A 25,167-nucleotide genomic window follows, 5' to 3' on the forward strand; every position below is an offset into this window, starting at 1 on the left:
TCAATCAAATGTCAGACGGCAGCTGATCTTTGAATTCCAAAAGTGTGCTGAAGTCAGCCAGCTTGCATCGATTACGCCCGGTTGCCTTGGCATCATAAAGTGCGTGATCCGCCAATGAGTACAATATCCCCGGAATATCGGTGTTTTCCGAGTTCCTCAGAACATCAAATTGCGCGGCAACGTCCGGATCAAACTCAGCCATACCCTTTGCAGACGGCAAGCCCGACACCCCAAAGCTTGAGGTAAAGGAAAGTTTGCTAGCGCCATAGTCGACACTGTTCTGCTCCAGGCCCTTGCGCAAACGTTCGGCTAGGATCATCGCACCCTGCAATTCCTCACCCGGCAGCAACACAGCGAACTCTTCACCGCCCATACGCGCCGGAATATCAATGGAGCGCAGTGTTGTTCTAAGTGTGTCTGCCAAGGCAACCAGAACCGCGTCACCAGCCTGATGGCCATAGGTATCGTTCAGCGCCTTGAAACGGTCGATATCAAGAAGAATGAAGGATACAGGCGTGCCCCTGCGCCGCCAGACGGCAACAGCGTCTTCCAACCTGCCGAGAAAGGCACGACGGTTAGGCAACCCGGTCAGTGGATCCGTTGACGCGAGCACTTCAAGCTTTTGCATTGCGGAATTGAGTTCTTCTGTACGCAGCGCAACACGTTCTTCCAAAGTGATGTTCGCATTCTGCAGTTCATCGCGCGCTCTGCGCAGTTCCCCGATTTGCTTGCGGATCATTCCGAAAAGCCCGACCGTCACCGAACCAAGCAACTGAACCTCGTCGTCATGACGATGCTCCGGCGGCATCTGAAGCGGGCGACTATCGTCTGTTGGGTCCGCATTAACGATATAGTTTCCAAGCCGGATCACGGGTCGTGAGAAAACGAAGTAGCTCATTGCCGCAAAACAAAGGGCCATCACAGCCGCCAGAACCATGGTCGCAAGGAACGACCACGAAAGACGCGTCATGTAGGCGTCCACATAGACCTGTGGATTAAGCTCAATCACCATCTCGCCAATGGTGGTGACAGGTTTTCGTTCGGGGTCGCGCACCGGAACAGTGATTGTTTGTAGTCCGCCAAACATCTTCTCGGCCCAGCGCGAGACTGGTATTTCGCCTGCGGGTCGTTTTAGCTCAAAAAAGATACCGTCATCGGCGTTGGTAAGAATAACGCGCGCAATGGAACGATTGTTGAGCATCCCGCGCACCATAATATCGGCCAGTTCGCGGTCGCGCTTGATCATGACTTCAGTCGCGACAGGCGCACTGGAGGAAAAGATACGCTGGTTGCTCTGCTGATAGACACCTTCGAGCCAGAGATAATCCTGATATCCGCGAATGGCGACGATGATGAGGCCAAGAGCAACTGCCAGGAAAAGAGAGTACTTTAACTGACGAGCCGCAATTGTGCTGCCCAATCGCATCCCGGCAAGATCATCAAAATGCTTTTCGTCTGATTCTCGTGCCAAGCGTCTCGACCTTGTCTTTCTAAAGAGTTACCGGATGATGGCTTTTGCTATTCACGCAGGCCATCGCCGGGATGTAACACAAAGTTATACTCTGTGCCGAATGGGGAATTGGCAATACTAAAATCCTTAAAATCCAAGCTGTTCCAATCCCTGCTGCCCAGGACATCGACAAAGTGAGATATGTTTTCGCGTGTGATCGCCTCCATCCTGAAAGAGATTTCGGGATGATGGGAAAGAAATTCAACGCCATGTATGTAATCATGAAGCAATACCATGACCCATGCGCCAGCAAAGAAGTGCCCCCCGTGGGTCATGGTCATCTTGCCGTCTGCGACGTTGCGCAATCCCGCAGGTGACCAGTTCAACCCGCCGACAAAGACATCTTTCCCGGGTTTCCGCCCTGCTTTCTCCAGAGCCGCAATTGCACCCAGCGCAATATCATCATTGGCAGCCCAGACCGCATCGACGCACCCGCCCCGTCTAAGCCAGTTTTCTGTCTGACGGTATGCTTCGTCATATGACCAGTTTGCGACCAGACGACGCTGTTCGCGAAGAAGCGGAAAACGACTAAGCGCATGGTCAAGTCCCTGCAGTCGCTGAAGCGAGGCTGGCGTCTTGCTGTCCCCGGCGATGGATAACAGGCATAGCGGCACTGGTTGCCGATTTTCAGCTTGAAGACGTGCATTATCGATCAGGGACTTGGCGATGTCATAACCGGCACGCTCGTTATCCGGCGTCAGGGAGAATATCCAGTGATCAAAGTCCCTGCCCGGATAGCCATATGCGTTCTTCTGCTCTTTTGTCAGGTCATTGAGCAACATGATGACCGGGATGCCGCGTTCTTCTGCTTCCAGAACGATGCGCGTTCCCTGCTGATGTTCGTTAACGGCAATGATGTAATCAGGCGCGGGTTCAAGGGCAAAAACCTTCTGCGCACTTTCGATCATCATCTTGCTGTCGCGGTTGCTGTCGAAAACGATCAGTTCATAGCCAAACTGATCTGAAGCCGCCTGCATGGTGTCGCGCACATCCTTCCAGAAACCGCGATCACCATAGCCTGGATTGATAAAGGCGACGCGCGTTGGAACGTCAGTGGCGTCATGCTCCGTCGCTTGTGTGGTTGCCAGCGGCAAGCACCAAAGCACAAGCACGAAAAGCAAAACCACCGCGTAAGACTTCAAACCAATTTTCTGTTCTTGCTCTTTTTGCTGCGGGCTACAGCGTCGGACTAAACAACCCACTTAGGCATACCTCGATTTACAATACATCGCTTAAAACCGGCAAAGCGTGCATGCTCGCGCCACGCCACAGTTGCAAACGGTGGCGAAAGCAACAGGCGGCCTCCACCCCGACCGGCTAGTTATAATATACGATGGTATACAAACTTGGTATCAGGATGGGAACCGGTTCTTTGCAAAATCGAGGTAAAATAAACGCAATATCAGCCGCCGGTTGATTGCGTACGCTTCAACGCTTCGACCAATTCCTTGTTCGACATGTTTGCCCGGTTCTGTATGCCTTTCTGCGCGGCCAAATGATAAAGATCATCCCGACGCCACTTGTCGTAACTTGGCGCGCCGTGAAGACGCTGTGCAGAAGTTTCCTGATCTGTTTGCCCAGAAATTTTATTAAAGCTCGCCACTGTTGCCTCCATGTTGGGACGGTCACAAGCAGTCTTGGCACTGTATACAGTGCTGGTGGATGAAAATCCGTTCTAGATTTCATGTAGGGGTAATTGCCTGATTTTCTATTCCCCGGAACGCATTTTTCATCGCCAAGCGTCGTAACAAGCTGAGTAATCTTGCAAAAATATTGAAAAAGGCAGATCCAATTGATCTGCCTTTGGGGTTACTCACACCACTGAAGCAACAGATAACAGCTATGGCGTGGCAAGGAACGCACGCATGGCGTCAACTGTTCGCTGTTTTATCTCGTCGAGTTCCTTGATCTTGTCATCAAACGCGGGATCGAAATCACCTTCGAAACGCTCAAACGCCAATGCGGCTTCTGCAAGTTCGGGCGCCGCCATGTTTCTGGCCATCCCCTTGATGGCGTGTCCAGACCGCTTTAGACCATCAAGGTCCTTTGTCGCCGCAGCTTCGATTAGGCGGGCGCGCTCCTCGTCGTAGGAGGCCGGGAGCAAATTCACCAGCAGCAATACCTGATCCTTGCCAAGGGCCTGGCACAACTCTTCAAAACGGGCGTTATCAATCAATTCCATCAACCAACCTTTTCTGTGCAGCCCATGGCAGTATCACGTCTGGCACAACACCACTCAACCCGTACCAATGTCGGGGGCATTCCGGCTTTTACTGCATATGGTTAATCGTAGCACAGGCGTCCACAACGTCATTTGCCCATTTCAGGGTTTCGGCATCCATTGATTGCATATGACGGTATTTTTCAAACTGCTTGGCAATCAAGGCCAGACGCTCCAAAAACACCGGTGGATGATCAAGTCCCAACAATTGATCGGCAAGCGGATCAAAGGCGGCATTCTGAAATTCAAGTGACAGGCTGATCCTCGGTTCGCTGGCATACGGGCTTGCCCTTCCCCCCCAATGATAAAGATCCTGTCGCCAGCCCATCACCGCACCAGGCTCGGCCGGAAGGGCGCGAAGGTCTTGAAGGTGAACCTCCCCCGGTTCTGAAACCGGTGTCGGGTAACCTTTTTCGAAATTTCGGGGCAAAACATGCATACAGCCATTTTCAGGCGTGGCATTGCTTAGCGGCACCCAAAGAGAAAGGCTGATCAACATCTCATCGCCAATCGTACTTTCCCCCTGATAATCGCGATGCGGTGGCCAACCACTTCCATCGGCATCGGGATCGACATGCCACGCCCAGAAGTGCGGCAAAAGCGCAATCCGATCACCCAGAAAATGGGTCAGAAGCGGGCGTAACCGACGAAACACATCCCAAGCTTCATCGTAAAGATATATCAGCGCGGGTGACAGGCCGTTGGCAACAAGCACTTCAATCCCGACACGAAGTTTTTCAAGTTCGCCCGCCGGCAAAACATCGTGGACCAGGAAATATCCCTCATCCCAAAACCGTTCAGAAAGCGCGCCCCCGTCAAAACCACCTTTATCGGCACCAATTTCCGCAACATCGGTGCTTGGACTTACACCGTTGGAAATCGACAGTTGCGGGTTAAGCTTCTGCCATACCTGAATGTTGGTGGCATTTTGGGCTGTGATCATGGGAAAATGTCCGGTATTGAGGATGGCCGGACGATACGCAGCACTTTGCCCAATGGCAAGCGCGGAAACTTGATGCAAACCACAGACAGTTCACTTTCGATCAGGCCTGGCCCCATCATGACAAACAGCCATATCACGCCAAAACAACAACCGCCGATCAATCACGGTGGCGCAGTTGATTGGGCGGCAAGCAGATATGGCATTCCAACAAGCGACTGGTTGGATTTATCGACGGGTATCAATCCAATAGCCTACCCGGTTCCGAATATTGAAAACGCCCACTGGCAACGCCTGCCTCTCACCTCGGAGCTTGATGACCTGAAAGCGGCGGCCAAACAGTATTACAACCTGCCGACGACAGATCATCTCGTTTGCGCCCCGGGCACACAGGCCCTGATCCAGATGATCCCGTTCTGGCTAAAAGACCGGATGGCTGATCAGGCGACCAACAACGTCCATGTCATGGGCCCGACATACGGTGAACATGAACGGTGCTGGAGACGTGCCGGATACCACTGCCAAACCAACCAAACCAATCCGGCTGACAGGATTGCCAAGGCGACGGATATTCTAAGCACTGCCGAAACGGGAACCGTCGTTATCTTGGTCAATCCCAACAACCCGGACGGGGCCATGTTTGCCCCTGACGATATCTTCAGGCTGGGCAAACTTGCAGATGTGCGCAGTTGCTGGCTTTTGGTCGATGAGGCCTTTATGGATTGCCAACCGGACCAATCGGTTTGTTCGCGCATTGATCAGTTGCAAAACACCATTGTGTTGCGTTCATTTGGCAAGTTTTTCGGTCTTGCCGGGGCGCGACTTGGCTGTGCCGTCATGGGTCTTAACCTAGCAACTGATCTTGAAAACCGCGTTGGCCCGTGGGCCATTCCCGGTCCGACCATGGTCGTTGGCACGCAGGCTTTTTCCGATACGCAATGGCACCAGCGAAGCCGAACACGTCTGACGGCAGACGCAGCGCGGCTTGATGATCTCATCACCAAGAACAGCAGACTGGCTCTATCTGGTGGCACTGATCTTTTCCGCTACTACGATGGCGAGGATTGCGTTGCCTTGGCAGATCACCTCGGACACCGGGGTATTTTGGTTCGGCTATTTGATCATGATGCAAACAAGGTTCGGTTTGGCCTGCCCGGAACCGATGCAGACTGGAAACGCCTTGAAGACGCGATGGCAGATTGGCACAGCGCAGACCGCTAAATTGACCTAGAGGCCGCTTTCTTCCCAGGATTGCTTTTTACGATAGATTGTCGACGGGCTGACACCCAGGGCATCGGCTGCACGCGGGATGGATCCGCCACAACGCTCGATTGCCTCTTCGATTGCCTGCTTTTCAACTTGCCAAAGCGGCTTGATCTCGCCAAATCCCAGCCTTCCGGACCCGGATGCTGACGGCGACAATGCGGTTTGATCTTCGCCCCCAAAGTTGCCCCCCGCACCAGCACCAAGCAGTTGGTTACTGCGCCCGGAATTATGGTTTTCGACAACCTTGCGCATTTGCCGGGCACCGGCAAGAAAGGCCAGCGCCTCCGGATCACCGGCCCAATGACGTCCGGGACCGCCCGGCTCGTTTGAAACAACCGGATGGGGTGGCGGGGCTTCAATCGTCCCCGATCCGAACTGGTCACCGTCCGTGCCGCTATTGACCGGCCTTGGCACCATTGAAAGCGCCACCTCGGTCCCGTTATTGAGCACAACAATGTTACGGATGATATTTTGCAACTGGCGAATATTGCCCGGCCAGGAATACCGTGCAAACAGGGCGGAAACTTCGGGACTGAACCGTTCGAAATCGCGGCCTTCCTCGCGCGTGAAGCGTTGCAGGTAGAAATTGGCAATTTGCAGGATATCGTTATCGCGATCGCGCAGGGGCGGCATGTGCAGCGGAATAACGTGCAAACGGTAATAAAGGTCTTCGCGGAACCGACCGGAACGAACTTCTTCAAGTGGATCGCGGTTGGTCGCACAGACAAAGCGCACGTCAACTTTTTCTATCGAACTGCCGCCGACTTTCTGGAATGACCCGGTCTGGATAAACCGCAGAAGCTTGGTCTGCAGATCCAGATCCATTTCGCAAATTTCATCCAGAAACAGCGTGCCGCCATCCGCACGATGTGCTGCCCCTTCGCGGTCGGAAACAGCACCGGTAAACGCCCCTTTGACGTGACCGAAAATCTCGCTTTCCATAAGGTCTTTGGGAATGGCACCGCAGTTCAGCGGAATGAACGGATCCTTTGCCCGTTCCGAACGACGATGGATTGCCTCGGCGGCGAGTTCCTTACCCGTACCGGATTCACCGGTGATAAAGACAGTCGCACGGCTGGGGGCGGCATTTTCGATAATGCGATAGATATCACGCATGTTTTCCGACCCGCCGATGATGTCGAAATACATCTCGTCGGCATCGGGACTTTCCAGATCAATATCCGGGGCAGTCTGCAGGGCGGGCGCACCTTTGATCGCCTTTGTCACGGTGTCGCGTAACTTGTCTGCGGTGAAGGGTTTTAACAGGAAATCCCATGCCCCTTCGCGCATCGCCTCGACCGCGACATTGATCGACCCGTGGGCCGTGATAACAACAATTTTGCAATCCGGTGCGATTTGCGCGGCAGCGCGAAGAACCTCGCGCCCGTCCATATCGGGCAAAATAAGATCAAGAACAAGGACATCCGGCGGATCATGGCGCAAACGTTCTATGGCGTTTGTGCCGCTGACGACGTGATCAACAACGTGACCATCGGCACGCAAGTAATCCTGATACACGCGCGCCAGCGACAGCGTATCTTCCACAATTACAATGCGTGCCTGCTCTGGCATTTTCTTGTTCGTATCCCGATATACCAATGTAGGTCAGCATACCGATAGTGTTGCTCATCTCACAACTACTAACATGTATTGCAGTCACTACCCAAACCATACACAATCAGATTAACGTTAAGAAAAGCATAGTCTTGGCCGGGTTTCCGCCACTGGCCAAACGCTTCAAGGAGAGTCCAGACTTGAATTACAAGACAGATTTCGCCAATGGAACAACCACAGTCGAAGTGACCGGTCGCTTCACATTCGGCGATCATTCGAGCTTCCGCAAACTGATCGAAGAAGTTCGCGGACATGGCTCGTCCACGCTTGTTCTGGACATTTCCGGTGTCGATTTCATTGACTCTGCCGGTCTTGGCATGTTGCTGCTTGCACGCGACGAGGGCGAAAAATCCAACACAAACGTCATCCTGCGTGGCGCACAGGGACAGGTCAAGCGCATGCTTGAAGTTGCCCGCTTCGATACCTTGTTCCAGCTGGAAAACTAATCAATGCCTGTTGGCCGAGATTCACGTGCAAAGTACTTGGTTGCCGTGCCGCACTCCGTCGCGCAAGACGACCTTTCAAAGCTTGTCGCGGGGATAAACCTGTGGGACGCGACAGAAGCTGTTTCGGCCAAATACATATCAGGGCAATCGCCCGAGGATTTTTCCAGCCAACGGCGTTTTTCATTTTGTATTTTGCCTTCACAGGTCGGTCGCGACTGGCTTGGCAGCCTGATCCGTCTAAATTGCGACACCTTTGTTGAATGTTTCCCGGAACTCGACCTTGGCGACTTGGCGCCGCTGGTCGGTAAGAAATCACTGCCAAAACATGACCTGTTGGTCTGTCTTTCAACACGCAGCGCCTATCATTTACCGGTGGCGCGCAAATTTGTGACCAGCCTTCGCCATCGCAGTCTGATTGGTGATGGCGTCGCGTCCTCGGTTGAAATGGCCGTGCAGGAAGCATTCGCCAACTCGCTCATACATGGCAATCTCGAACTTGCAACCGGCGGCCATCTGTCGATGGATCGCTTCAAGGAGCTCGGCGAAGAAACCGAACGCCGCCTTGCATCCGGCCACCATGGCGCCCGTGCAATTATCCTGACAGCGCGTCGGCGCAAAAATGGCCAAGTCGTCATCACCATCAATGATCAGGGCAACGGATTTTCACCGCCTGATGCAAACGCAACCGCCCCGATTTCGCGTAAGGACACGACCTTTGGCCGCGGCCTCCCCCTGATCAGAAGCCTGTGTCACTCTGTGAATTTTCTGCGGAATGGCCGCACGATCGAACTGACTTTTGATGACAGTCAAAGCACGACGGCGTTGGGCGACACGGCATTCCTCAATGATCTTGAAACACGCCTGACGACGTCGCCCGATGCACTGCGTATTGCACAGAACGCAACGATCCTGATTGCCGACGACACCCTGTTATCGCGTGAAATCATTGCGTCATATCTTCGGGCTGACGGGTTTACCAATCTGGTTTTTGCCAAGGATGGTGAGGATGCGATTGCCCAGATCAAGGCGCATAATCCCGATCTGATCATTCTTGATATCATCATGCCGAAACTGGATGGTTATGCCGTATGCAAGGCCGTCCGTGCTGATCCTGCCTATGCAAAAACCCCGATCATCGCCCAAACCGCCCTTGAGGAGAACGAAGGACGCACGCGCATTTTCGATGACGGAGCGACGGACCTTATTCTCAAACCGCTCAACAAGGCAGAACTGATTGCACGCACCAAGATCCATCTCGAAAACCGGCTTTTGGTGCAGCAACTTCAGGCCTATCAGGCACGCACCCAGTCGGAACTGGAACTTGCGCGCAACATGCAGGAAAACCTGAACCCGACACCGGAACACTATCGTGGGGTCGGTATGGATTACGGCATGCGGATCAGTGCGACATTCCAGATGTCGTCCGAGCTTGGTGGTGATATGTGGGGGTTGGTACCGATTGATGCCCATCGGCTTGGCGTTTATATCGTTGATTTCGCAGGTCACGGGCTTGGTGCGGCACTCAACACCTTCCGCCTGCATTCCCTGATATGGTCCGAACAAGTCGACGATCAGACGCCAGATGTGTATTTGCAGCGGCTTAATCGTCATCTCAAGGGGCTTTTACCTGTCGGGCAATATGCGACAATGCTGTATGGCATCGTTGATCGGCAAAACAACACATTTGCCTATGCCAGTGCCGCCTGCACGTCACCTGTTCTGGGCAACACTGCGACCGGCGAGGCACGCTATCTTGATGGTTCGGGGGTGCCACTTGGCGTTATCAGGGACGCCCGCTATGAAACCCGCGAAGTCCCGTTCGACAAGGACAGTTTCCTGCTGCTTTACAGCGATGCACTGATCGAAACAACCTTGGACAATGGTCAGTTTCTCTGTGAGGCAGGCTTGCTCAAGATGTTGCAAGACACCGTTCTGGAAGGCGGTCGTGACATTGATCTTGCCGCACAGATTGCCGATCAGTTCATGGACCGTGCACCGGCAAAGCTTGATGATGATTTCACGATCGTTTCCCTGCAAGCAGCCAATATCCCGTCTGCTGGCTAGGCACCTGCAAGATTAGGAAACGCCACACCCACGACCAATGGTGGACTGGATCAGGTCGCCAAACGGCTCGACATCACCCCATATGACCTGTGCATGGTCAAATGTCGGTTGCGGTCGGGTCTCGCGGTCATCATGCGAAACGGTATGCATACGGCTTGCAACCACGGTCCGTATCAGGTTGGCAAGCCCTTTGCGCGCGCCGGCATGATCGGGTTCAGCAGCAAGAACAGCACCGAGTTGATCAAGTGCGCGCATCTTGTCCCGGCATCCCAGCAAATCAGCGGCAAGTACGCGCAACTCCCGCGCATCGGGGCGCAGGCTGATGGCGATTTCAAGATGTTCAAGCCCAAGGTCACGGCGGCCGGTCTGGATATAAACCCTTGTAAGGCCCAGATGCGTCGCCCCATCAAGATCATCAATCAGCAACGCTCGACCAAACGCATTCAGCGCAAGATCACAAAGACCAAGATCAAGCAAAACGTGGCCCAGCACACGAAGGCGGGCAGGCTGGTCGGGAAGACTGTCGATCAGACCGCGCAGACGGGTGCGGATTTCCGGGGCAAGATCAATATCGCCCGTAATCGCCATTGCGGATGTTTGCAAAATCTCTGTCTGCGACGACATGGTCAACGGCCTCGTTCCCGCCAAAAATCGGGACCGGTGGTTGTGCCATTTCACAATATACCGTTCCCGCTTTTGACAGAGTAGCGCCATCTGGTTGCAGGAAGATTAACCGAGTCGCAGCTTATCACATCCAGGGGCCTAGGTTTACGGCACTTGGCCCGCCGTCACTTGCCAACACCTTCGACCAACGCATCAAGTTTGACTTCGCGAACCGGGCGGGCAAAGAAATATCCCTGCATCAGTCGCCCACCCAACGTGATGATCACATCGCGCTGGCTATCGTTTTCGATCCCTTCCAGCACGCAATCAATGCCAAGGTTCTGGCACATATCTATCACCGTCTTGACGATACGGCGGCTGCGTTCGTTATGCGAGAGCGGGGCGACAAAGCTGCGATCAACCTTGAGCACGTCAAATTCAAGTTCGTGGACATAGCGCAGGCTGGAATAACCGATGCCGAAATCATCAAGGGCAATGCGCGCCCCATGATCGCGCAAATACCGGATGCTGGTTCGGGCAGCCTCAAAATCACGCAAGAACGCCGTTTCAGTGACTTCAAAGGTCAATCTTCCCGGGTCGATGCGATGCTTTTTGATCTCGTCGATCAGCCACTCGACCGTATCGGACAGAACAATATCGCGCGCCGACAGGTTAAACGATACGGGCAGGTTTTCCGGCCAGTCCTGCATATCAACCATCAGCTTTTCGAACAAAACCCGTGTCAGAAAACCGACCTGGCCAGTTTTTTCTGCCACCGGAAAGAACGTGCCTGGCGAAACCGCGCCCATCTGGGCACTTTCCCAACGTGCAAGCGCCTCAAGCGAGCTCACCTGCCCGGATCGAATATCAAATACCGGTTGGTAATGCAGGCTGAGCTCGGTCGATAAATCCGCCTTGCGCAGCGCCTGTTCGATCTGGGAGTCATGGCGAATCAGTGTTTCGTGGTGGGCGGCAAACAAAACCGCCTCGCCGCGTGCATTCTTTTTCGCATGGTAAAGCGCAAAGTCAGCACGCTCGAACAGACCGTTCGGGCTGCGCGCCACTGTGGGATAGGTCGCAAACCCCAGTGATGCCGAAACCTGCACGGTCACACCATTTAGGACAAAAGGTCGATTGAGCGCGTCACAAAGCTCCTTGCCAAGGGCAATCAGTTCGAGTGCGTCGTCATAGCCCTTAAGCAACAATCCGAACTCATCCCCGCCCAAACGCGCCAGAAGCGTATCGTGACCAAGGACTTTGCGAAGCCGCCTGCCCGCCTGCTGCAACAGCTCATCTCCCGACGGGTGACCATGCACATCATTGACCGGTTTGAAACCGTCCAGATCAATCATCGCCACCGCGAATGTTTCATTCTCGGTGGCGGCATTCACCCTATCTTCCAGCACGGAAAAAAAGGCCCGGCGGTTGGATAAACCGGTCAACGGATCAATCAGCGCCAATGCCTCGTTCTGGCGCGACAGTTCGATCATCGTCTGGTGCTGTGCTTCAAGGTCGTTCTGGGTCTGGATCAGGCCAGAAAAATTGGCATAGAAGCTTCGGATGATCTGAATGATCATCAACGACACAAGCGCCATATTGACCGCGATCGCGACATAAACTTCGTTGCCGCTGGTGCCGAAGAAGAACACGAAGGTGCCCAGCACAATCGCAACAACCAGCAGTGCCGCCGGCGGAAAATTCACCAGACAGAAAATACAGCCAACAACCGTGATCGATATGAAATAGGCAACGTGGCCGCGCTGATACGCATCGCCATAATCAAACATCGTGATCGCCCAAAGGGTGAACAGGACGGATATCACCACCGCCAGCACCCTGATGCGCTTGAGATGTTTGATACAGACATCAATGTCACCGACATCAACGCGGGCGCGGTTCCAGGCAACCGCACGAATAATACAAATGACACCGAGAACAATCACCGCATGGACTGTCATCCAGTCGGGTGCTGTTCCGTAATGGGTATAGGCAAGGGCCACCGCGTTGGCCAGCAGCAGCATATAAAGGACAGGTATCTGACGCGAAAGAGCACCAACCTGCGCGCGCAACAGTTCCGGCTTGTCTGTCCGAATTTTTAACGTGTCGGCAAAACCTTGCCAGAAACTACCGGCTGCCACTTGTCCCAGACCTAACGCGTTCTTTATCCCGAAAAAATACTATACAGGAAAAGTGCGACCGAACATCACTGATTGCAAGCGGCGTCTAAATACACCTGCCCCGAATATCCCGGGATCTGTTTGTTTTGGCCAAGCCTGGTTACTTCTTGGCAGTTCGGCCCTTTTGTGCCTGTGAACGGCGCGCAGCCCCAAGCGCCAACGTGGCAAATTCAAGAATTTGTTCTTCATTATCAAGCCATTCACCAGGCACCTCAAAATAAGACAGCGTCACCGGCCTTCCCGACGGTACGGCAAATGGCTGCATCCCCATCGCATCAAAGCGCTCCTTGGTCTGTGCGTCTCCTTTGAGATACAGGACATCATCGGAAATGATCGCAAAGAAGGCGCCGTCACAATAAAGCCCGACGGCGCCAAACATCCGTCTGGACCTGATGTGCCCCAAAGGTGCCAGCAGCTCTGACACCAACAGAACGAACTCGCTATCGTCCGATGCCATTAAGGATCTCGCCTTCAACACCTTCGGAAATCAGATAATCACGCAATGACCGCCCCGGAACCGGGCGAAAGCGCGATGTCGATATCTCCATATGCGCAATCCGGTCGGCCCGAAAAACGCGAAAGGCCTCGCGCAATTCGCACCAGCTGGCCAGAAGCCACGTACTGCCAAAAAACAACATGCCAAGTGGCCAAACCCGGCGACGGGTATTGTCGCCCTTCGCATCGGTGTAATCGATATCGATCAGAAACCGTTCGCGAATGGCCCGCCTGAGGTCGGGCATCGAAATGGCAATCGGTTCCTGCGCGATTTCGGCAATCGCAATCGGAACACCCCCGACCAGACCACGGATCTTTTCGGGCAGCACCGCCTCAATTTTGGTCAGGGCATCACCAGCGGCACGCGCCATCTGCGGATCGGTCCAGCTTTGAACCATGCGGGCCGCAACAACAAGCGCCTCGATCTCGTCGGCATCGAACATAAGCGGCGGCAAGTCATACCCATCACGCAGGATATAGCCAACGCCCGCCTCCCCCTCAACCGGGACGCCCGATGCGGCAAGGTCGCGAATATCGCGGTAAATGGTGCGTTCGGAAACTTCAAGTTCCTCGGCCAGGTCACATGCGCGGCACAGTTTGCGTCGGCGCAAGATTTGAACAAGGCGAAATAATCGGTCAGCCCGTCTCATGATCACTCCTTTGTCATCCTGCCCCAAAAATTATCATACCGCTCCTGACAGGCTCCTGTCAGGAGGGATGTGCAACCATTGACAAATCGGGACAGGATTTACCCCCAACGTCAGGAGCATGACGATGAAAGTCACCAACGCCTATCAGATCATCATCACCGAAAAATTCACCCAAAGCCGCGCCTTTTACAAAAAGCTCGGCTTCACACCGGTCTTTGACGGTGACTGGTATTGCCAGCTTGTCTGGCCGTCCGCACCATCCGTTCAGCTTGGCCTGATGAAACAGGGACACGAAACCCAGCCCGCCATGTTCCAGGCGGCCACCATCGGCGAAGGAACGGTTCTTACGCTGGAAGTCGAAGAAGCCCGCGATGCAGCGGATGAATTGCGAGAAGCCGGGTTTGAATTCGCCCTTGATGTCCGCGATGAACCTTGGGGCCAGCGCCATTTTGCCTTTCTTGATCCCAATGGCGTGCGCATCGACATCGCAAGTGCCACCGCCGAACTTTCCCCTGAATATGCCCAGCAGTTCAAGGAAACCGGCGAAGGCGTACTTGCCTGACCTCCCTCGCGCACCAAGCCCCGCAAACTTTCTGCCAACGGCCTGCCCAAGTGGCGGGCCGTTTCTTTTAACCGAGCATCTTTGCAAACCGGGATATCGCCGTGGCGGCATCGGCGATGTTCTGGCTTTGGGTACGTCCGGAACTTTTGCGCGGCTTGAAGTCATGTTCACCGTCTTCAACCCAGTGAAGCGCAATACGGTCCGAAAGCCCGTAACCCGCAATCTCATCCGGACTGCCAAACGGATCGCGCGTGCCATGACAGATCAGGCTCGGCGTTTTCAGGGTTTTAAGATGTTCTGTGCGCAGGTTTTCAGGTTTGCCCGGTGGATGGAACGGATAGCCAAGGCAAACAAGACCAGCGACACCAAGATTATCTGCCACCATGCTGGCGATCCGTCCGCCCATGGATTTTCCGCCGATGATCAACTTCTCTGCCCCGCCAACTGCGCGAACAACTTCACCGTAATGGTCGATCAAAACCGGTGCCCGATCCGGCCCACGCTTTTTGCCATCGATCCGGCGTTTGGCCATATAGGGGAATTCAAACCGTGCGACGCGTAAACCCGCCTTGGCCAGTTCGCCCGCCATTTCGTTCATGAACGGGCTGTCCATGGCTGCCCCTGCCCCATGGGCAAGAACAATCGTTCGGGCAGCATCTTCATCGCCATCAAACTGAAAATGGATTGGATCGGTGCTCAAAACAGGTTCCCCACAGACTGCCGCATATTGCTTAACGTCATACAGAACCCGCCGATATTCTCCAAGTCCGACATGGCCTTCATCTGGCGGGATCACGCAAATACTCGCATCCATCGCACAAGCTGGCTATAATTGCGATCCCCACCTTGACGCCCCCCACAGGCGCCAGCACGCCATCACATCGCGCCACCCGCGATCAGATGCCTTCCATAAATGACAAAGGCCGCATCGTGTCATCCGAACCAACGTCACCGATCATAAATCCCCCCAAAGAACGGCTTGGCCGTCTGCCGAAACCGGTTCAGTGGTTATTGCTGATTTCCACCTCCGTCGTGTTTTCGGTCCTGCTCCATCATTGGCAAGTCCCTGCCTCACTTCTGGTGGGGCCGATGATCATCGGCATTCTGATGGGCACCAACGGCGCAACCATTGCCGCCCCCAAGCAACTTTATCTTGGCGCACAATCGGTGTTGGGCGTGATGATCGGTGGTTCAATGACCGTCGGGATTTTGACATCCTTTGCCACCGACTGGCCGATGATCCTTGGCGTTACCGGTATCACTTTGCTTGCCAGCAGCTTTTTGGGCTGGATCCTGTGTGTCAAACAGGTTCTGCCCGGAACCGCAGGCATCTGGGGATCAACACCCGGTGCGGCATCGGCCATGGTGATCATGGCAGACGCCTTTGGCGCGGATGCAAGGCTGGTGGCCTTCATGCAATATGTGCGCGTGGTGATCGTTGTCGGTGTCGCATCCAGTGTCGCCAATTTCTGGGTTGATCCGGAAACGCTGGCTGCCATGGGCCCCCATGACTGGTTCCCGGCTTTTGACCCGGCCGGTTTTGCCCTGACACTCAGTCTGGTGGTTGCCTGCTGCTTTGTCGGTCAAAAAGTACGTCTGCCATCCGGTCCGCTTCTGGTGCCGATCATTGTCACCATGATCCTGCATGTCAGCGGCTTTTTCGATGTCGTCCTGCCGGAATGGTTTCTCGGCCTGACCTACGCCATGATCGGCTGGGTGATCGGTTTGAAATTCACCCCACCGGTCCTGCGCCACGCAGCACACGCACTTCCCAAAATCCTGTTATCAATCTTTGTACTGATCGGCTTCTGTGCCGGGATTTCGGGGCTTTTGGTGTATTTCATGGATATTGATCCACTGACCGCCTATCTCGCCACCAGCCCGGGCGGCCTTGATTCTGTTGCGATTATCGCGGCCAGTACGAATGTCGACCTGTCCTTCATCCTCGTGCTGCAGGCAACACGCTTTTTCATGGTGCTGGCCTTCGGACCGCCCCTGGCACGGCTGGTCGCCCGGCGCACCCCCATCACGTCGAAAATCGGATGAACGGATCAACCTAGGTCACTAGGCGATGCGTATCTTGCCAACAAACCCTTCGACGCGGGCGCTTAACTCTGCACCCTGTTTTTCAAGATCATGGGCAGCGCTCCCAAGCTCGCTTGATACGTGCTCACTGTGTTTGATCGCTGCGGTTATTTCCGAGACGCCATCACCAACCAGGCGGGAGTCTGCGACCGCGGCATCGACACATGATGCAACCGAAACGCAGGTTTCTGTTTGCTGATCGGCTTGTGTCGCTGTCGCCTCTGCCCGGCTCTGAAGATTATCCATCGCCAAGGCAATCTGTTCGATATCGTTACCGGCTTTAGAAATCGCGTCGAGTATTTCACTCATCCAGCGGGCGATATCCTCGGTCGCACTGGCAGACTGGCCTGCAAGCGCCTTGACCTCCTTGGCGACAATCGCAAACCCCTTGCCTGCCTCACCGACGCGCGCCGCCTCAATCGAGGCGTTCAAGCCCAGCATCTTGGTCTGCGCAGCGATGGCTGAAATGGAAGCCAGCATTTTCTCAGCATCAGCGGCACGATCTTGCAGTGCGGCAAATCCGGCGCGCATTTCTCGGGCCTGACTGCCCATATCGTGGGTAATCTTGACGGTTTCGGACGCATCCGTACCAACGACGGCCAACGCATCCTTAAGGCTTTCCATCTGGTCTGCGACGTCTTCAATCCGTGAAATGGCTCGCCCTGTCGCATCATCAATGCCGCTACTGCATTTGCGGGTTTGATCTGTGCTTTCGGCCAATACATCAAGCGCACCGCGCATTTGACTGACAGCAGCCGCCACCATGCCAACAGTTCCCTGAACTTGCGACTCAAAGCTTGATGCCAGGGCCTCACGCGACCGAATGACGCGTTCACGTTCCAGCACACGCGCAACCTGCCCGCCAACAAACCCAAGAAGCTCAAGCATTTCATCATCAAGCTGTGCGACGCCCGGACTAAAGAATTCAATAACGGCCTCTGTCTGCCCCTCCAGCTTGACTGGCAGGGCAAAACAGCCGCGCAACCCGTTTCTGGACGCCGCCGCCGCACGCAAAAAGCCGTCTTTCACGGTGACATCGGCGATACACACAGGCGCCCCCGTTGCCGCGACAGCGCCAATAAGGCCCTGCCCGATCGCAAACACAGTCTGTTCGGACTGGGTGCGAAATTCGGCAATGTCCCCTGCCGCAATCGAAGAACTGATTGACCAGATACCTGCAGACGATAGTTTGTCATTCACACGCAGATACGCGTGCCCAACCGGCCAGTGGCAATAATTGCAGACTGCCGAAAGGATTTGGGTAACTGCCGTTTCCTTGTCTGCGGCCTCATCAGCGACAGCACTGACCGTCCGCAACAGCTGCAGGATATCAGTCATGCTGGTTTTGCGATTGGGTCCGTTAAATTCCGGATCGTTTTCAGGGGAAATAGGGCGAATAAAACCAGCAAGCATTTGAATAACTCCGAGGCATAACCGTCGAGCGCCACCAAAAGACGCTGACAAAGTTGCGCAAGCCTCGTTGCCTGCCGATAAATCATTGGGTGAATGGCGCCGTTGCCATCACGTGCATTACAATAACCTAAAGCTGCACACGCGAAAAGAATATTTCGCACGTGCAGCACACTTAGTTGATGTTCATCATAAGATGAAAATGCCCTGATTGAAAAACAGTCAGTTCAAGGGCCTAAATTCGTACGCGACGAAACACACCAGACGCCGTCATCACGCCAAGGATCACCAGAACAACCGCAAGAACCAGTGCAAGATTGCCCGGTTCCCCCAACAGGATCACACCGCCAAGTGCGGTCAGGGCCGGTGTCATCGCGCCAAATGCGGACGCACCGGTCGATCCGATATGGCGTACGGCTAGGCCATAGGTAATCACCGCAACACATCCGGCCAGAAGCCCCTGCGCTGTCAGCAACATCATGATATCCCCCATCGGGGCATCGCCAATCGTGGTGCCGGTAAACAGCGCAATAATCGCCATCACGACAAATGACCAAAACCCGACAAAGGATGCGGCTTCGAGCGCGCCAAGGCCGCTTTGACGCATGGCATGGGTGTAGCACGCCCACATAAACGCCCCGGCCGAAACAAGGCCATAGCCCATCAGCATGTCATCACTGATCACACCGGCCGGTTTCAGGGCGACAAGCGAAGCCACACCAATCACCACGGCGGCATAGCCAACGATGCGGACCTTGCCCGGACGTTCACCGAACAGAAGCATGGCAATCAGAACCGCCCACACGGCCATCACACCGGGCAAAAGAATGCCGACATGGCTTGCCGGAACGAACTCAAGGGCGCTTGCAACCATCAGGGTGTAAAACGCGCCGGAACCAACGATCATCAGAAGACCATTGGTCACGGAAAGCCCCTTTGGCCAGATGCCTTTTCTAATCCAGATCGGGGCAAGCAGAACAAAAGGCACAACAAAACGCATCAGGCCAATATCAACAGCGGTAAAGCTTGATGTCATGGCATAGCGGGTGGCAATCAGCCAACCGGCCCAGATGCAAACCGTCGCAAGTGCGGCGGTCACACCAACCAGTCGGCTTTCCGTCGCACCGGTGGCAGAGAGCGCGGAAGTTTCAGACATAACAGGTTATCCAGTAAGGGGTTGATTTTGCCCAATACCATCACGCATCTGCGAAGACGGCAAGACCTTTGACCTGGGGTCAGCTATGCAAAGCAAAAACGGCGCGAGGTTTCCCCCGCGCCGTTTGGATACTCCGTGAACTGATTTCTGATCAGATGCCGAATTCGGCGAAGAAATCATTGCCCTTGTCATCAATGACGATGAAGGCCGGGAAGTCTTCGACTTCGATCTTCCAGACGGCTTCCATGCCAAGTTCCGGATACTCGTGAACATCGACCTTCTTGATGCAATCCTGCGCCAGACGGGCTGCCGGACCACCGATAGAGCCAAGATAGAACCCGCCATATTTGGCACAGGCATCCTTGACCGCCTTTGACCGGTTACCCTTGGCCAGCATGACGAACGAGCCGCCAGCGGCCTGGAACTGTTCGACATAGGCATCCATACGCCCTGCCGTGGTCGGGCCGAATGAACCGGACGGCATGCCTTCCGGCGTTTTGGCCGGGCCCGCATAATAAACCGGATGGTTTTTCAGGTATTCCGGCATCTCTTCGCCGGCATCAAGGCGTTCCTTGATTTTGGCATGCGCGATGTCACGGGCCACAATCACGGTCCCGGTCAACGACAGACGGGTTTTGACCGGGTATTGCGACAACTGCTTGCGGATTTCATCCATCGGACGGTTGAGGTCAACCTTGACCACTTCGTCATCAAGATGCTCGTCGGTGACCTGCGGCAGGTATTTCGCCGGATCATGTTCAAGATCTTCGATAAAGATACCGTCCTTGGTGATCTTGCCCAGAATCTGACGGTCAGCCGAGCACGACACGCCCAGACCAACCGGGCAGCTCGCACCATGACGCGGCAGACGGATCACACGCACATCGTGGCAGAAATACTTGCCACCAAACTGCGCACCGATGCCCATTTCGCGGGTCATCTGAAGGATCTTCTGTTCCCATTCCAGATCACGATAGGCCTGACCATGATCGCCACCTTCGGTCGGAAGGTTATCGTAATAACGCGCCGATGCCATTTTCACGGTCTTAAGGCACGCTTCCGCCGAAGTACCACCAATGACAACCGCCAGATGGTATGGCGGGCAGGCAGAGGTCCCAAGCGTGCGGATTTTTTCATCCAAAAATTTGCGCAGGCTTTCCGGGTTCAGCAGTGCCTTGGTCTGCTGGAACAGGAAGGTCTTGTTGGCAGACCCGCCACCCTTGGCCATGAACATGAATTTGTATTCATCGCCCTTGGTCGCATAGAGATCAATCTGTGCCGGAAGGTTCGAGCCGGTGTTCTTTTCCTCGAACATATTTTTCGGCGATACCTGCGAGAAGCGCAGATTGTGTTTCTGATAGGCCTGCCAGATGCCCTTGGACAGGGCTTCTTCATCGGAACCATCGGTGATGACCTTGCCACCGCGCTTGCCCATGACAATGGCCGTACCGGTATCCTGACACATCGGCAAAACGCCGCCCGATGCGATGGAGGCGTTTTTCAAAAGATCCATCGCCACGAACTTGTCATTCGGGGTGGCTTCTTCGTCATCAAGGATTTTGCGCAACTGTTCGAGATGCCCCGGACGCAAAAGGTGCGAGCAATCAAAGAAAGCCTGAAGGGTCAGTTTCTCGATCGCCTCGGGTTCGACTTTCAAATAGGTCTCGCCATTGACGTCAACGGTCGAAACACCCTCGTCCCCGATCTTGCGGTAAGGGGTGGTGTCCTTCCCCTGCTCAAACATGGGTTTATAGACAAAATCACTCATCGGAAGGTTCTCGTCTCTCTCAAAAACAAGGTGGGTTTGTTCTTTGTGTGGCTGGTTTTAGCGCCAAATGGATCAAATTGCCACGATACATTAGCGTAATACGCCCTGCCCCGGACGCGGGAAACATCAACGGGGATCAGGCAAAGAAAAAGGGCGGATCAAGCCCGCCCTGTAAATCTTCTATTTCTTACGGAACGCATCAAGTGCGATGACCTCGCCGGTTTCATTGGCATCCGGCTTTGGTTTTTTGCGCGATTTGGATGGCTCGGTCACGAGCGTCGGCGCACCGTCTTCGCCCTCAATCAGATCGGCATCAAGATCATCATCTTCATCATAGTCGAAATCTGCATCATCCATTTCTTCTTCGACACTGAATGTCAGCATGAAGTTCGCGGACGGATCGACAAAGGCCAGCATCGCGTCATAGGGCACGACAACCGTGGTCGGCATGCCATCAAAGCTCATTCCGACCGAGAAGTGATCATCTTCGGATTTCAGATCCCAGAACCGATGTTGCAAGACAACCGTGATGTTGTCTGGATGCGCCTTGCGCTGACTTTCAGGCAGGGCCACACCGGGATGGTTGGTCTGGAACGTGATGTAATAGTGATGCTCTCCGAAAAGGCCCTCTTCGGCCACACGCGCGAGGATATCTTTCACCACACCGCGCAGCGCCTGGTCGACCATAAGATCGTAGCGGAATTCTTCCGGTTCTTGCATCAGTAATCCTGTATCTGGCGGAACCACCGGCAATGTCCAGCGCGTCCCGTCATTGTCATATAGCATCTCTGCACGCCAATTACATCTTGGCGTGTTTGATAATCACTCTATTCATAACGAAGCGGGAAAGAAATACAAGAGTGGGGCGTTCTGTTGCTAGGTGCCCCGTCCCCCACCAAATTACCGCTCCCGGCAATCGGAATTTCGCTTTGGTGCTAGTACCGCTTAGGCGGCAACAGCAACCGGAGCATTGTTGTCGTTTGCATTTACAAACATTGGCCCGATGCGGTGGTACCATGCCGAGCGCCCACATTGACTTTTACTGCTCACGTCGATCCTATTTCGGCCCCACGAAGATTGTCTGAGTCGGACAACCGATAAATTTGGTGGAGCCGCCGGGTACCGCCCCCGGGTCCGTAAAGCCTATTCTGTCACGCAGTTTAGCGCCGTAGTCGGGTTGCCCCGACAGCCCCTATATAGGTCAAACGCCCCCCGCTCCACAAGGGGAATCGGGAAATCTTTTTTTGGTTTTCCTCGGAACATTTCGGGGTCCGGGTAATGCACCATCGCCAGTTTTTGGCAAAGTCACACCCGACGGAAGGTATCGGGGTAATCAATGACAAGCCCCGCATCATCGATCTCAAGCTCTGCCGAGAAATTGCGAAACAGCCCCTCATAGCGATAACGACGATCCGGAATCAGACAGGTGTAACGTTGTGGCGCGCTACGTGGCAGAAAATCGCCCTCTATCTGACTTGGCAGTGGCACGTACGCCGCCGAAATATCACGCGCTTCGCCCTCGGCCAGCTTCAATCGTTTGATCGGAAGCATGTTTGTCGCGGGTGTTATCCCGATATCGACATCGAAACATCCCGCCAAAGACGGCAGGGTCTGCTGCCCAATGCAGTCAAACCAGCTTCCCTTTCCATCCGAGGTCACATGCATCTGCGCCCCGCCGACATAACTTACCTTCACTTCACGGGTGGCAAACATCGCATCCGTCACCACAAGGTAAGACCCGCCATAATGACCATGCCGCGTCCCGACCACGACTCCTTCAAGCTCTATCCCGTCCGGATCTGACTGACAGACACAGTGTTCAAGACCGTTTCCATCCCAATCAACCCACTGAACAGTTTTTTGCAAAATCAACACTCCCATACGGCAAACGTGCCCAAAATTCAGATAGTTGAGTATATCCACTGTTCTCAAGTTTACCTGACCTGTCCTGACACCTCCTGTCAGCAGAAACGGTTCAAATAACGGTCCGGCAAAGATCGGATGGCGTCGCTTGCCCGTGACCATCGACCTGACTATGCTGCGACAAAAGTGATTCTTAAAATGCAGGACTGAGCATGCAGCAATATCTTGATCTGATGCGTCTGGTGCGTGACACCGGCACGCGCAAGGAAGACCGGACGGGTACTGGCACGGTTTCGATCTTTGGTCACCAGATGCGCTTTGACCTTTCCAAGGGTTTCCCGCTGGTCACCACCAAAAAGCTGCATTTGAAATCGATCATTCATGAATTGCTGTGGTTCCTTGATGGCGACACCAACGTCAAATATCTGCAGGACAATGGTGTTCGCATCTGGAACGAATGGGCCGATGAAAATGGCGACCTTGGTCCGGTTTATGGTGGCCAGTGGCGTTCCTGGCGCGGGGCCAATGGCGAAACCATCGACCAGATCACCGGCCTGATTGACCAGATCAAAAACAATCCCGATTCCCGCCGCATGATTGTGTCGGCCTGGAACGTTGCGGATGTGCCCAACATGGCGCTGCCGCCGTGTCACTGCCTGTTCCAGTTCTATGTCGCTGATGGCAAATTGTCCTGCCAGCTGTATCAGCGCAGTGCGGATATCTTCCTGGGTGTGCCATTCAACATCGCATCCTATGCGCTGCTGACCATGATGATTGCGCAGGTCTGTGATCTGGATGTTGGTGATTTTGTCCATACCCTTGGCGATGCACACCTCTACACCAACCACCTTGATCAGGTCGAAGAACAGCTGTCGCGCGAACCCCGCCCGCTTCCGACCATGAAGATCAACCCGGCCGTCAAATCGATCTTTGATTTCAAGTATGATGATTTCGAACTGACCGGCTATGACCCGCATCCGCACATTGCCGGCAAGGTTGCTGTCTGATGGCAGGTCCCAAGATTGAACGGGTTGCCGTGGTTGCGGCGGCCGCCAATGGCGCAATTGGCAAGGATGGCTGGATGCCGTGGGAACTGCCCGAAGACCTCAAACGGTTCAAGGCGCTCACCCTTGGCAAACCGATGATCATCGGGCGCGTAACGTTCGAGGCAATCGGTCGTCCTCTTCCCAAACGCACATCGATTGTTGTGACCCGCGACACCGACTGGTCCTTTGACCACGAAAATGTGAGGGTTGCTCACACTATTGTAGAAGCCATTGAATTGGCGGACGAAATCGCCGTGCGCGATGGCGTCAATGAAGTGATCATTGGCGGAGGTGCGCAGATCTATCACCTCGCCCTGCCGTTCACGACACGTTACGAGCTGACCGAAGTCCATGCCGAGATCGAGGGCGACACCTTCCTTGATCCGCTGCCCGCTGATCAATGGCGTGAAACCAAGCGTCAGAAAATCGATAATCCTGACGGGCCGGATTACAGCTTTGTAACCCTGGATCGGATCGCCTCGTAACCCCAAGTTTACCAGCAAATCACAAGCTCTTATTGATTTTGCGGCGCAGTCGGCCCATCTTCAAAGCAATTACAGAACATTCGTTCCAAAGTATGGATCTGATCGAAGGAACTGCCAATGCCACGGCCGCGTGCGTTTGATGAAGAAAGCGTTCTTGATAACGCCATGAACATCTTCTGGAGCAAGGGGTTTGAAGCAACCTCTATTCAGGATCTGGTCAATGAAACCGGCCTGAACCGGGCGAGCATGTATGCAAGCTTTGGCGACAAGAAGGCGTTGTTCCTGCGTGTCCTTGATCATTACAGCCAGAAAATCAGCACTGAACGCTTTGCCGATCTGCGCAATATCGAAGATGGCCGCGCCGCAATTGAAAAGACATTCCGTGACGCGGCCAAAACCGGCACCGCAGAAGGACGGCACAAAGGCTGCCTGATGGTGAATTCGGGCATGGAGCTTGCCCCGCACGACCCGGAAACGGCCGCGATCGCCCATCAGGCATTCCGTCGGGCCGAGGACACCTTTGCCGCCGCACTGAACCGCGCAATTGGTCAGGGCGAAATTGCCGAAGGCAAGAATGTCCGCGCCCTTGCGCGCTTTTTGGCCGGATCGTTTCAGGGGGTTCAACTGATGTCGCGCCGTGGTGCGGATCAGGAAACCTTGAACGACTATTGCGAAACTATTCTGGCCGCACTCGACTAAACCTGCGCGATTTTTCGTAACCGTTTCTGGTTGCGCATTGCGCTGCACTCCTTGATAGTCACGCGCTTGTTTCAATGCCCGCACATCGGGTGCAAAAGCCGGATATA

The 25,167-nt window shown here is 54.5% G+C and carries 24 protein-coding genes and 1 other RNA gene; 8 read left to right on the forward strand and 17 right to left on the reverse strand.

Features of this window, described 5'->3' with window-relative positions; translation table 11 throughout:
- Positions 1-4 precede the first annotated feature (4 nt).
- The 5 genes from FHI25_RS18955 to FHI25_RS18975 form a co-directional block, all read right to left on the reverse strand.
- Positions 5-1,471 carry a diguanylate cyclase gene (locus FHI25_RS18955; RefSeq protein WP_210520453.1) on the reverse strand — a complete coding sequence of 489 codons (1,467 nt, stop codon included), beginning with the start codon at positions 1,469-1,471 and terminating at the stop codon, positions 5-7.
- Between the two features lie 47 nt (positions 1,472-1,518).
- On the reverse strand, positions 1,519-2,652 hold the full coding sequence (locus FHI25_RS18960; protein WP_210520455.1) for an ABC transporter substrate-binding protein: 1,134 nt from the start codon (positions 2,650-2,652) through the stop codon (positions 1,519-1,521).
- A gap of 260 nt (positions 2,653-2,912) precedes the next feature.
- Complete coding sequence (locus FHI25_RS18965; protein WP_008892081.1) at positions 2,913-3,113, reverse strand: hypothetical protein; 201 nt, start codon at positions 3,111-3,113, stop codon at positions 2,913-2,915.
- A 237-nt stretch (positions 3,114-3,350) separates the two neighbouring features.
- Positions 3,351-3,692: an Hpt domain-containing protein gene (locus FHI25_RS18970; RefSeq protein WP_210520457.1), complete on the reverse strand. Its 342-nt coding sequence runs from the start codon at positions 3,690-3,692 to the stop codon at positions 3,351-3,353.
- Positions 3,693-3,780: 88 nt separating this feature from the next.
- On the reverse strand, positions 3,781-4,674 hold the full coding sequence (locus FHI25_RS18975) for a phytanoyl-CoA dioxygenase family protein (protein WP_246879223.1): 894 nt from the start codon (positions 4,672-4,674) through the stop codon (positions 3,781-3,783).
- A gap of 117 nt (positions 4,675-4,791) precedes the next feature.
- Here FHI25_RS18975 and cobD point away from each other — a divergent pair, with 117 nt between their 5' ends.
- Entirely contained in the window at positions 4,792-5,892 is a 1,101-nt protein-coding gene (gene cobD, locus FHI25_RS18980; protein WP_246879224.1) for a threonine-phosphate decarboxylase CobD, read from the forward strand.
- 6 nt (positions 5,893-5,898) lie between these two features.
- On the opposite strand, the gene FHI25_RS18985 is transcribed toward cobD, so the two are convergent.
- A complete protein-coding gene (locus FHI25_RS18985) occupies positions 5,899-7,509 on the reverse strand; it encodes a sigma-54 dependent transcriptional regulator (protein ID WP_210520462.1) in 1,611 nt (536 codons plus the stop codon).
- 182 nt (positions 7,510-7,691) lie between these two features.
- On the opposite strand from FHI25_RS18985, the gene FHI25_RS18990 reads away from it, so the two are divergent.
- Together FHI25_RS18990 and FHI25_RS18995 are read left to right on the forward strand one after the other, a co-directional pair.
- A complete protein-coding gene (locus tag FHI25_RS18990) occupies positions 7,692-7,997 on the forward strand; it encodes an STAS domain-containing protein (protein WP_063090454.1) in 306 nt (101 codons plus the stop codon).
- Positions 7,998-8,000: 3 nt separating this feature from the next.
- On the forward strand, positions 8,001-10,061 hold the full coding sequence (locus FHI25_RS18995) for a SpoIIE family protein phosphatase (RefSeq protein WP_210520464.1): 2,061 nt from the start codon (positions 8,001-8,003) through the stop codon (positions 10,059-10,061).
- Positions 10,062-10,073: 12 nt separating this feature from the next.
- Here FHI25_RS18995 and FHI25_RS19000 read toward each other — a convergent pair whose 3' ends face one another.
- The 4 genes from FHI25_RS19000 to FHI25_RS19015 all read right to left on the reverse strand — a co-directional run bounded on the left by FHI25_RS19000 (position 10,074) and on the right by FHI25_RS19015 (position 13,986).
- Positions 10,074-10,685, reverse strand: coding sequence for a hypothetical protein (locus FHI25_RS19000; RefSeq protein WP_210520466.1), 612 nt, complete (start codon positions 10,683-10,685; stop codon positions 10,074-10,076).
- Positions 10,686-10,849: 164 nt separating this feature from the next.
- On the reverse strand, positions 10,850-12,802 hold the full coding sequence (locus FHI25_RS19005; RefSeq protein WP_210520468.1) for an EAL domain-containing protein: 1,953 nt from the start codon (positions 12,800-12,802) through the stop codon (positions 10,850-10,852).
- Positions 12,803-12,941: 139 nt separating this feature from the next.
- Entirely contained in the window at positions 12,942-13,298 is a 357-nt protein-coding gene (locus FHI25_RS19010; RefSeq protein WP_210520470.1) for a TfoX/Sxy family protein, read from the reverse strand.
- Positions 13,282-13,986: a YafY family protein gene (locus tag FHI25_RS19015; protein ID WP_008892071.1), complete on the reverse strand. Its 705-nt coding sequence runs from the start codon at positions 13,984-13,986 to the stop codon at positions 13,282-13,284. The genes FHI25_RS19010 and FHI25_RS19015 overlap by 17 nt, the downstream gene beginning before the upstream one ends.
- Before the next feature lie 124 nt (positions 13,987-14,110).
- Here FHI25_RS19015 and FHI25_RS19020 point away from each other — a divergent pair, with 124 nt between their 5' ends.
- Positions 14,111-14,548 carry a VOC family protein gene (locus FHI25_RS19020; protein ID WP_210520472.1) on the forward strand — a complete coding sequence of 146 codons (438 nt, stop codon included), beginning with the start codon at positions 14,111-14,113 and terminating at the stop codon, positions 14,546-14,548.
- A gap of 67 nt (positions 14,549-14,615) precedes the next feature.
- On the opposite strand, the gene FHI25_RS19025 is transcribed toward FHI25_RS19020, so the two are convergent.
- Positions 14,616-15,248 carry an alpha/beta family hydrolase gene (locus FHI25_RS19025; protein ID WP_246879225.1) on the reverse strand — a complete coding sequence of 211 codons (633 nt, stop codon included), beginning with the start codon at positions 15,246-15,248 and terminating at the stop codon, positions 14,616-14,618.
- A gap of 230 nt (positions 15,249-15,478) precedes the next feature.
- Here FHI25_RS19025 and FHI25_RS19030 point away from each other — a divergent pair, with 230 nt between their 5' ends.
- On the forward strand, positions 15,479-16,594 hold the full coding sequence (locus FHI25_RS19030) for an AbrB family transcriptional regulator (protein WP_349238036.1): 1,116 nt from the start codon (positions 15,479-15,481) through the stop codon (positions 16,592-16,594).
- Positions 16,595-16,612: 18 nt separating this feature from the next.
- Here the strand turns inward: FHI25_RS19030 and FHI25_RS19035 are convergent, their stop codons facing one another.
- The 6 genes from FHI25_RS19035 to FHI25_RS19060 form a co-directional block, all read right to left on the reverse strand.
- Positions 16,613-18,046: a methyl-accepting chemotaxis protein gene (locus FHI25_RS19035; RefSeq protein WP_210520474.1), complete on the reverse strand. Its 1,434-nt coding sequence runs from the start codon at positions 18,044-18,046 to the stop codon at positions 16,613-16,615.
- Positions 18,047-18,278: 232 nt separating this feature from the next.
- Positions 18,279-19,199 (reverse strand): DMT family transporter, encoded by a 921-nt coding sequence (locus FHI25_RS19040; RefSeq protein ID WP_210520476.1) that lies wholly within the window; start codon positions 19,197-19,199, stop codon positions 18,279-18,281.
- Between the two features lie 151 nt (positions 19,200-19,350).
- Positions 19,351-20,967, reverse strand: a complete 1,617-nt coding sequence (locus tag FHI25_RS19045; RefSeq protein ID WP_210520478.1) for a fumarate hydratase — start codon at positions 20,965-20,967, stop codon at positions 19,351-19,353.
- Positions 20,968-21,147: 180 nt separating this feature from the next.
- Entirely contained in the window at positions 21,148-21,687 is a 540-nt protein-coding gene (locus tag FHI25_RS19050; RefSeq protein WP_008892065.1) for a ClpXP protease specificity-enhancing factor SspB, read from the reverse strand.
- Between the two features lie 139 nt (positions 21,688-21,826).
- Positions 21,827-22,193: a transfer-messenger RNA gene (ssrA, locus tag FHI25_RS19055) on the reverse strand.
- Positions 22,194-22,272: 79 nt separating this feature from the next.
- On the reverse strand, positions 22,273-22,833 hold the full coding sequence (locus tag FHI25_RS19060) for a putative glycolipid-binding domain-containing protein (protein WP_246879226.1): 561 nt from the start codon (positions 22,831-22,833) through the stop codon (positions 22,273-22,275).
- Between the two features lie 209 nt (positions 22,834-23,042).
- Here FHI25_RS19060 and FHI25_RS19065 point away from each other — a divergent pair, with 209 nt between their 5' ends.
- The 3 genes from FHI25_RS19065 (at position 23,043) to FHI25_RS19075 (ending at position 25,060) form a co-directional block, all read left to right on the forward strand.
- On the forward strand, positions 23,043-23,837 hold the full coding sequence (locus tag FHI25_RS19065) for a thymidylate synthase (protein WP_210520482.1): 795 nt from the start codon (positions 23,043-23,045) through the stop codon (positions 23,835-23,837).
- Positions 23,837-24,361, forward strand: coding sequence for a dihydrofolate reductase (locus tag FHI25_RS19070; protein ID WP_210520484.1), 525 nt, complete (start codon positions 23,837-23,839; stop codon positions 24,359-24,361). The genes FHI25_RS19065 and FHI25_RS19070 overlap by 1 nt, the downstream gene beginning before the upstream one ends.
- A 117-nt stretch (positions 24,362-24,478) precedes the next feature.
- Complete coding sequence (locus FHI25_RS19075; RefSeq protein ID WP_210520486.1) at positions 24,479-25,060, forward strand: TetR/AcrR family transcriptional regulator; 582 nt, start codon at positions 24,479-24,481, stop codon at positions 25,058-25,060.
- Positions 25,061-25,167 lie beyond the last annotated feature (107 nt).

The organism is Thalassospira sp. ER-Se-21-Dark (assembly GCF_017922435.1).
Taxonomy (GTDB): domain Bacteria; phylum Pseudomonadota; class Alphaproteobacteria; order Rhodospirillales; family Thalassospiraceae; genus Thalassospira.

Excerpts from the sequence above, each read along its gene's own strand:
- FHI25_RS18970 (WP_210520457.1), bottom strand. The coding sequence starts at position 3,692 with ATGGAATTGATTGATAACGCCCGTTTTGAAGAGTTGTGCCAGGCCCTT.
- FHI25_RS18975 (WP_246879223.1), bottom strand. The coding sequence starts at position 4,674 with ATGATCACAGCCCAAAATGCCACCAACATTCAGGTATGGCAGAAGCTT.
- cobD (WP_246879224.1), top strand. The coding sequence starts at position 4,792 with ATGACAAACAGCCATATCACGCCAAAACAACAACCGCCGATCAATCAC.
- FHI25_RS18985 (WP_210520462.1), bottom strand. The coding sequence starts at position 7,509 with ATGCCAGAGCAGGCACGCATTGTAATTGTGGAAGATACGCTGTCGCTG.
- FHI25_RS18995 (WP_210520464.1), top strand. The coding sequence starts at position 8,001 with ATGCCTGTTGGCCGAGATTCACGTGCAAAGTACTTGGTTGCCGTGCCG.
- FHI25_RS19000 (WP_210520466.1), bottom strand. The coding sequence starts at position 10,685 with ATGTCGTCGCAGACAGAGATTTTGCAAACATCCGCAATGGCGATTACG.
- FHI25_RS19010 (WP_210520470.1), bottom strand. The coding sequence starts at position 13,298 with ATGGCATCGGACGATAGCGAGTTCGTTCTGTTGGTGTCAGAGCTGCTG.
- FHI25_RS19015 (WP_008892071.1), bottom strand. The coding sequence starts at position 13,986 with ATGAGACGGGCTGACCGATTATTTCGCCTTGTTCAAATCTTGCGCCGA.
- FHI25_RS19020 (WP_210520472.1), top strand. The coding sequence starts at position 14,111 with ATGAAAGTCACCAACGCCTATCAGATCATCATCACCGAAAAATTCACC.
- FHI25_RS19035 (WP_210520474.1), bottom strand. The coding sequence starts at position 18,046 with ATGCTTGCTGGTTTTATTCGCCCTATTTCCCCTGAAAACGATCCGGAA.
- FHI25_RS19040 (WP_210520476.1), bottom strand. The coding sequence starts at position 19,199 with ATGTCTGAAACTTCCGCGCTCTCTGCCACCGGTGCGACGGAAAGCCGA.
- FHI25_RS19045 (WP_210520478.1), bottom strand. The coding sequence starts at position 20,967 with ATGAGTGATTTTGTCTATAAACCCATGTTTGAGCAGGGGAAGGACACC.
- FHI25_RS19050 (WP_008892065.1), bottom strand. The coding sequence starts at position 21,687 with ATGCAAGAACCGGAAGAATTCCGCTACGATCTTATGGTCGACCAGGCG.
- FHI25_RS19065 (WP_210520482.1), top strand. The coding sequence starts at position 23,043 with ATGCAGCAATATCTTGATCTGATGCGTCTGGTGCGTGACACCGGCACG.
- FHI25_RS19070 (WP_210520484.1), top strand. The coding sequence starts at position 23,837 with ATGGCAGGTCCCAAGATTGAACGGGTTGCCGTGGTTGCGGCGGCCGCC.
- FHI25_RS19075 (WP_210520486.1), top strand. The coding sequence starts at position 24,479 with ATGCCACGGCCGCGTGCGTTTGATGAAGAAAGCGTTCTTGATAACGCC.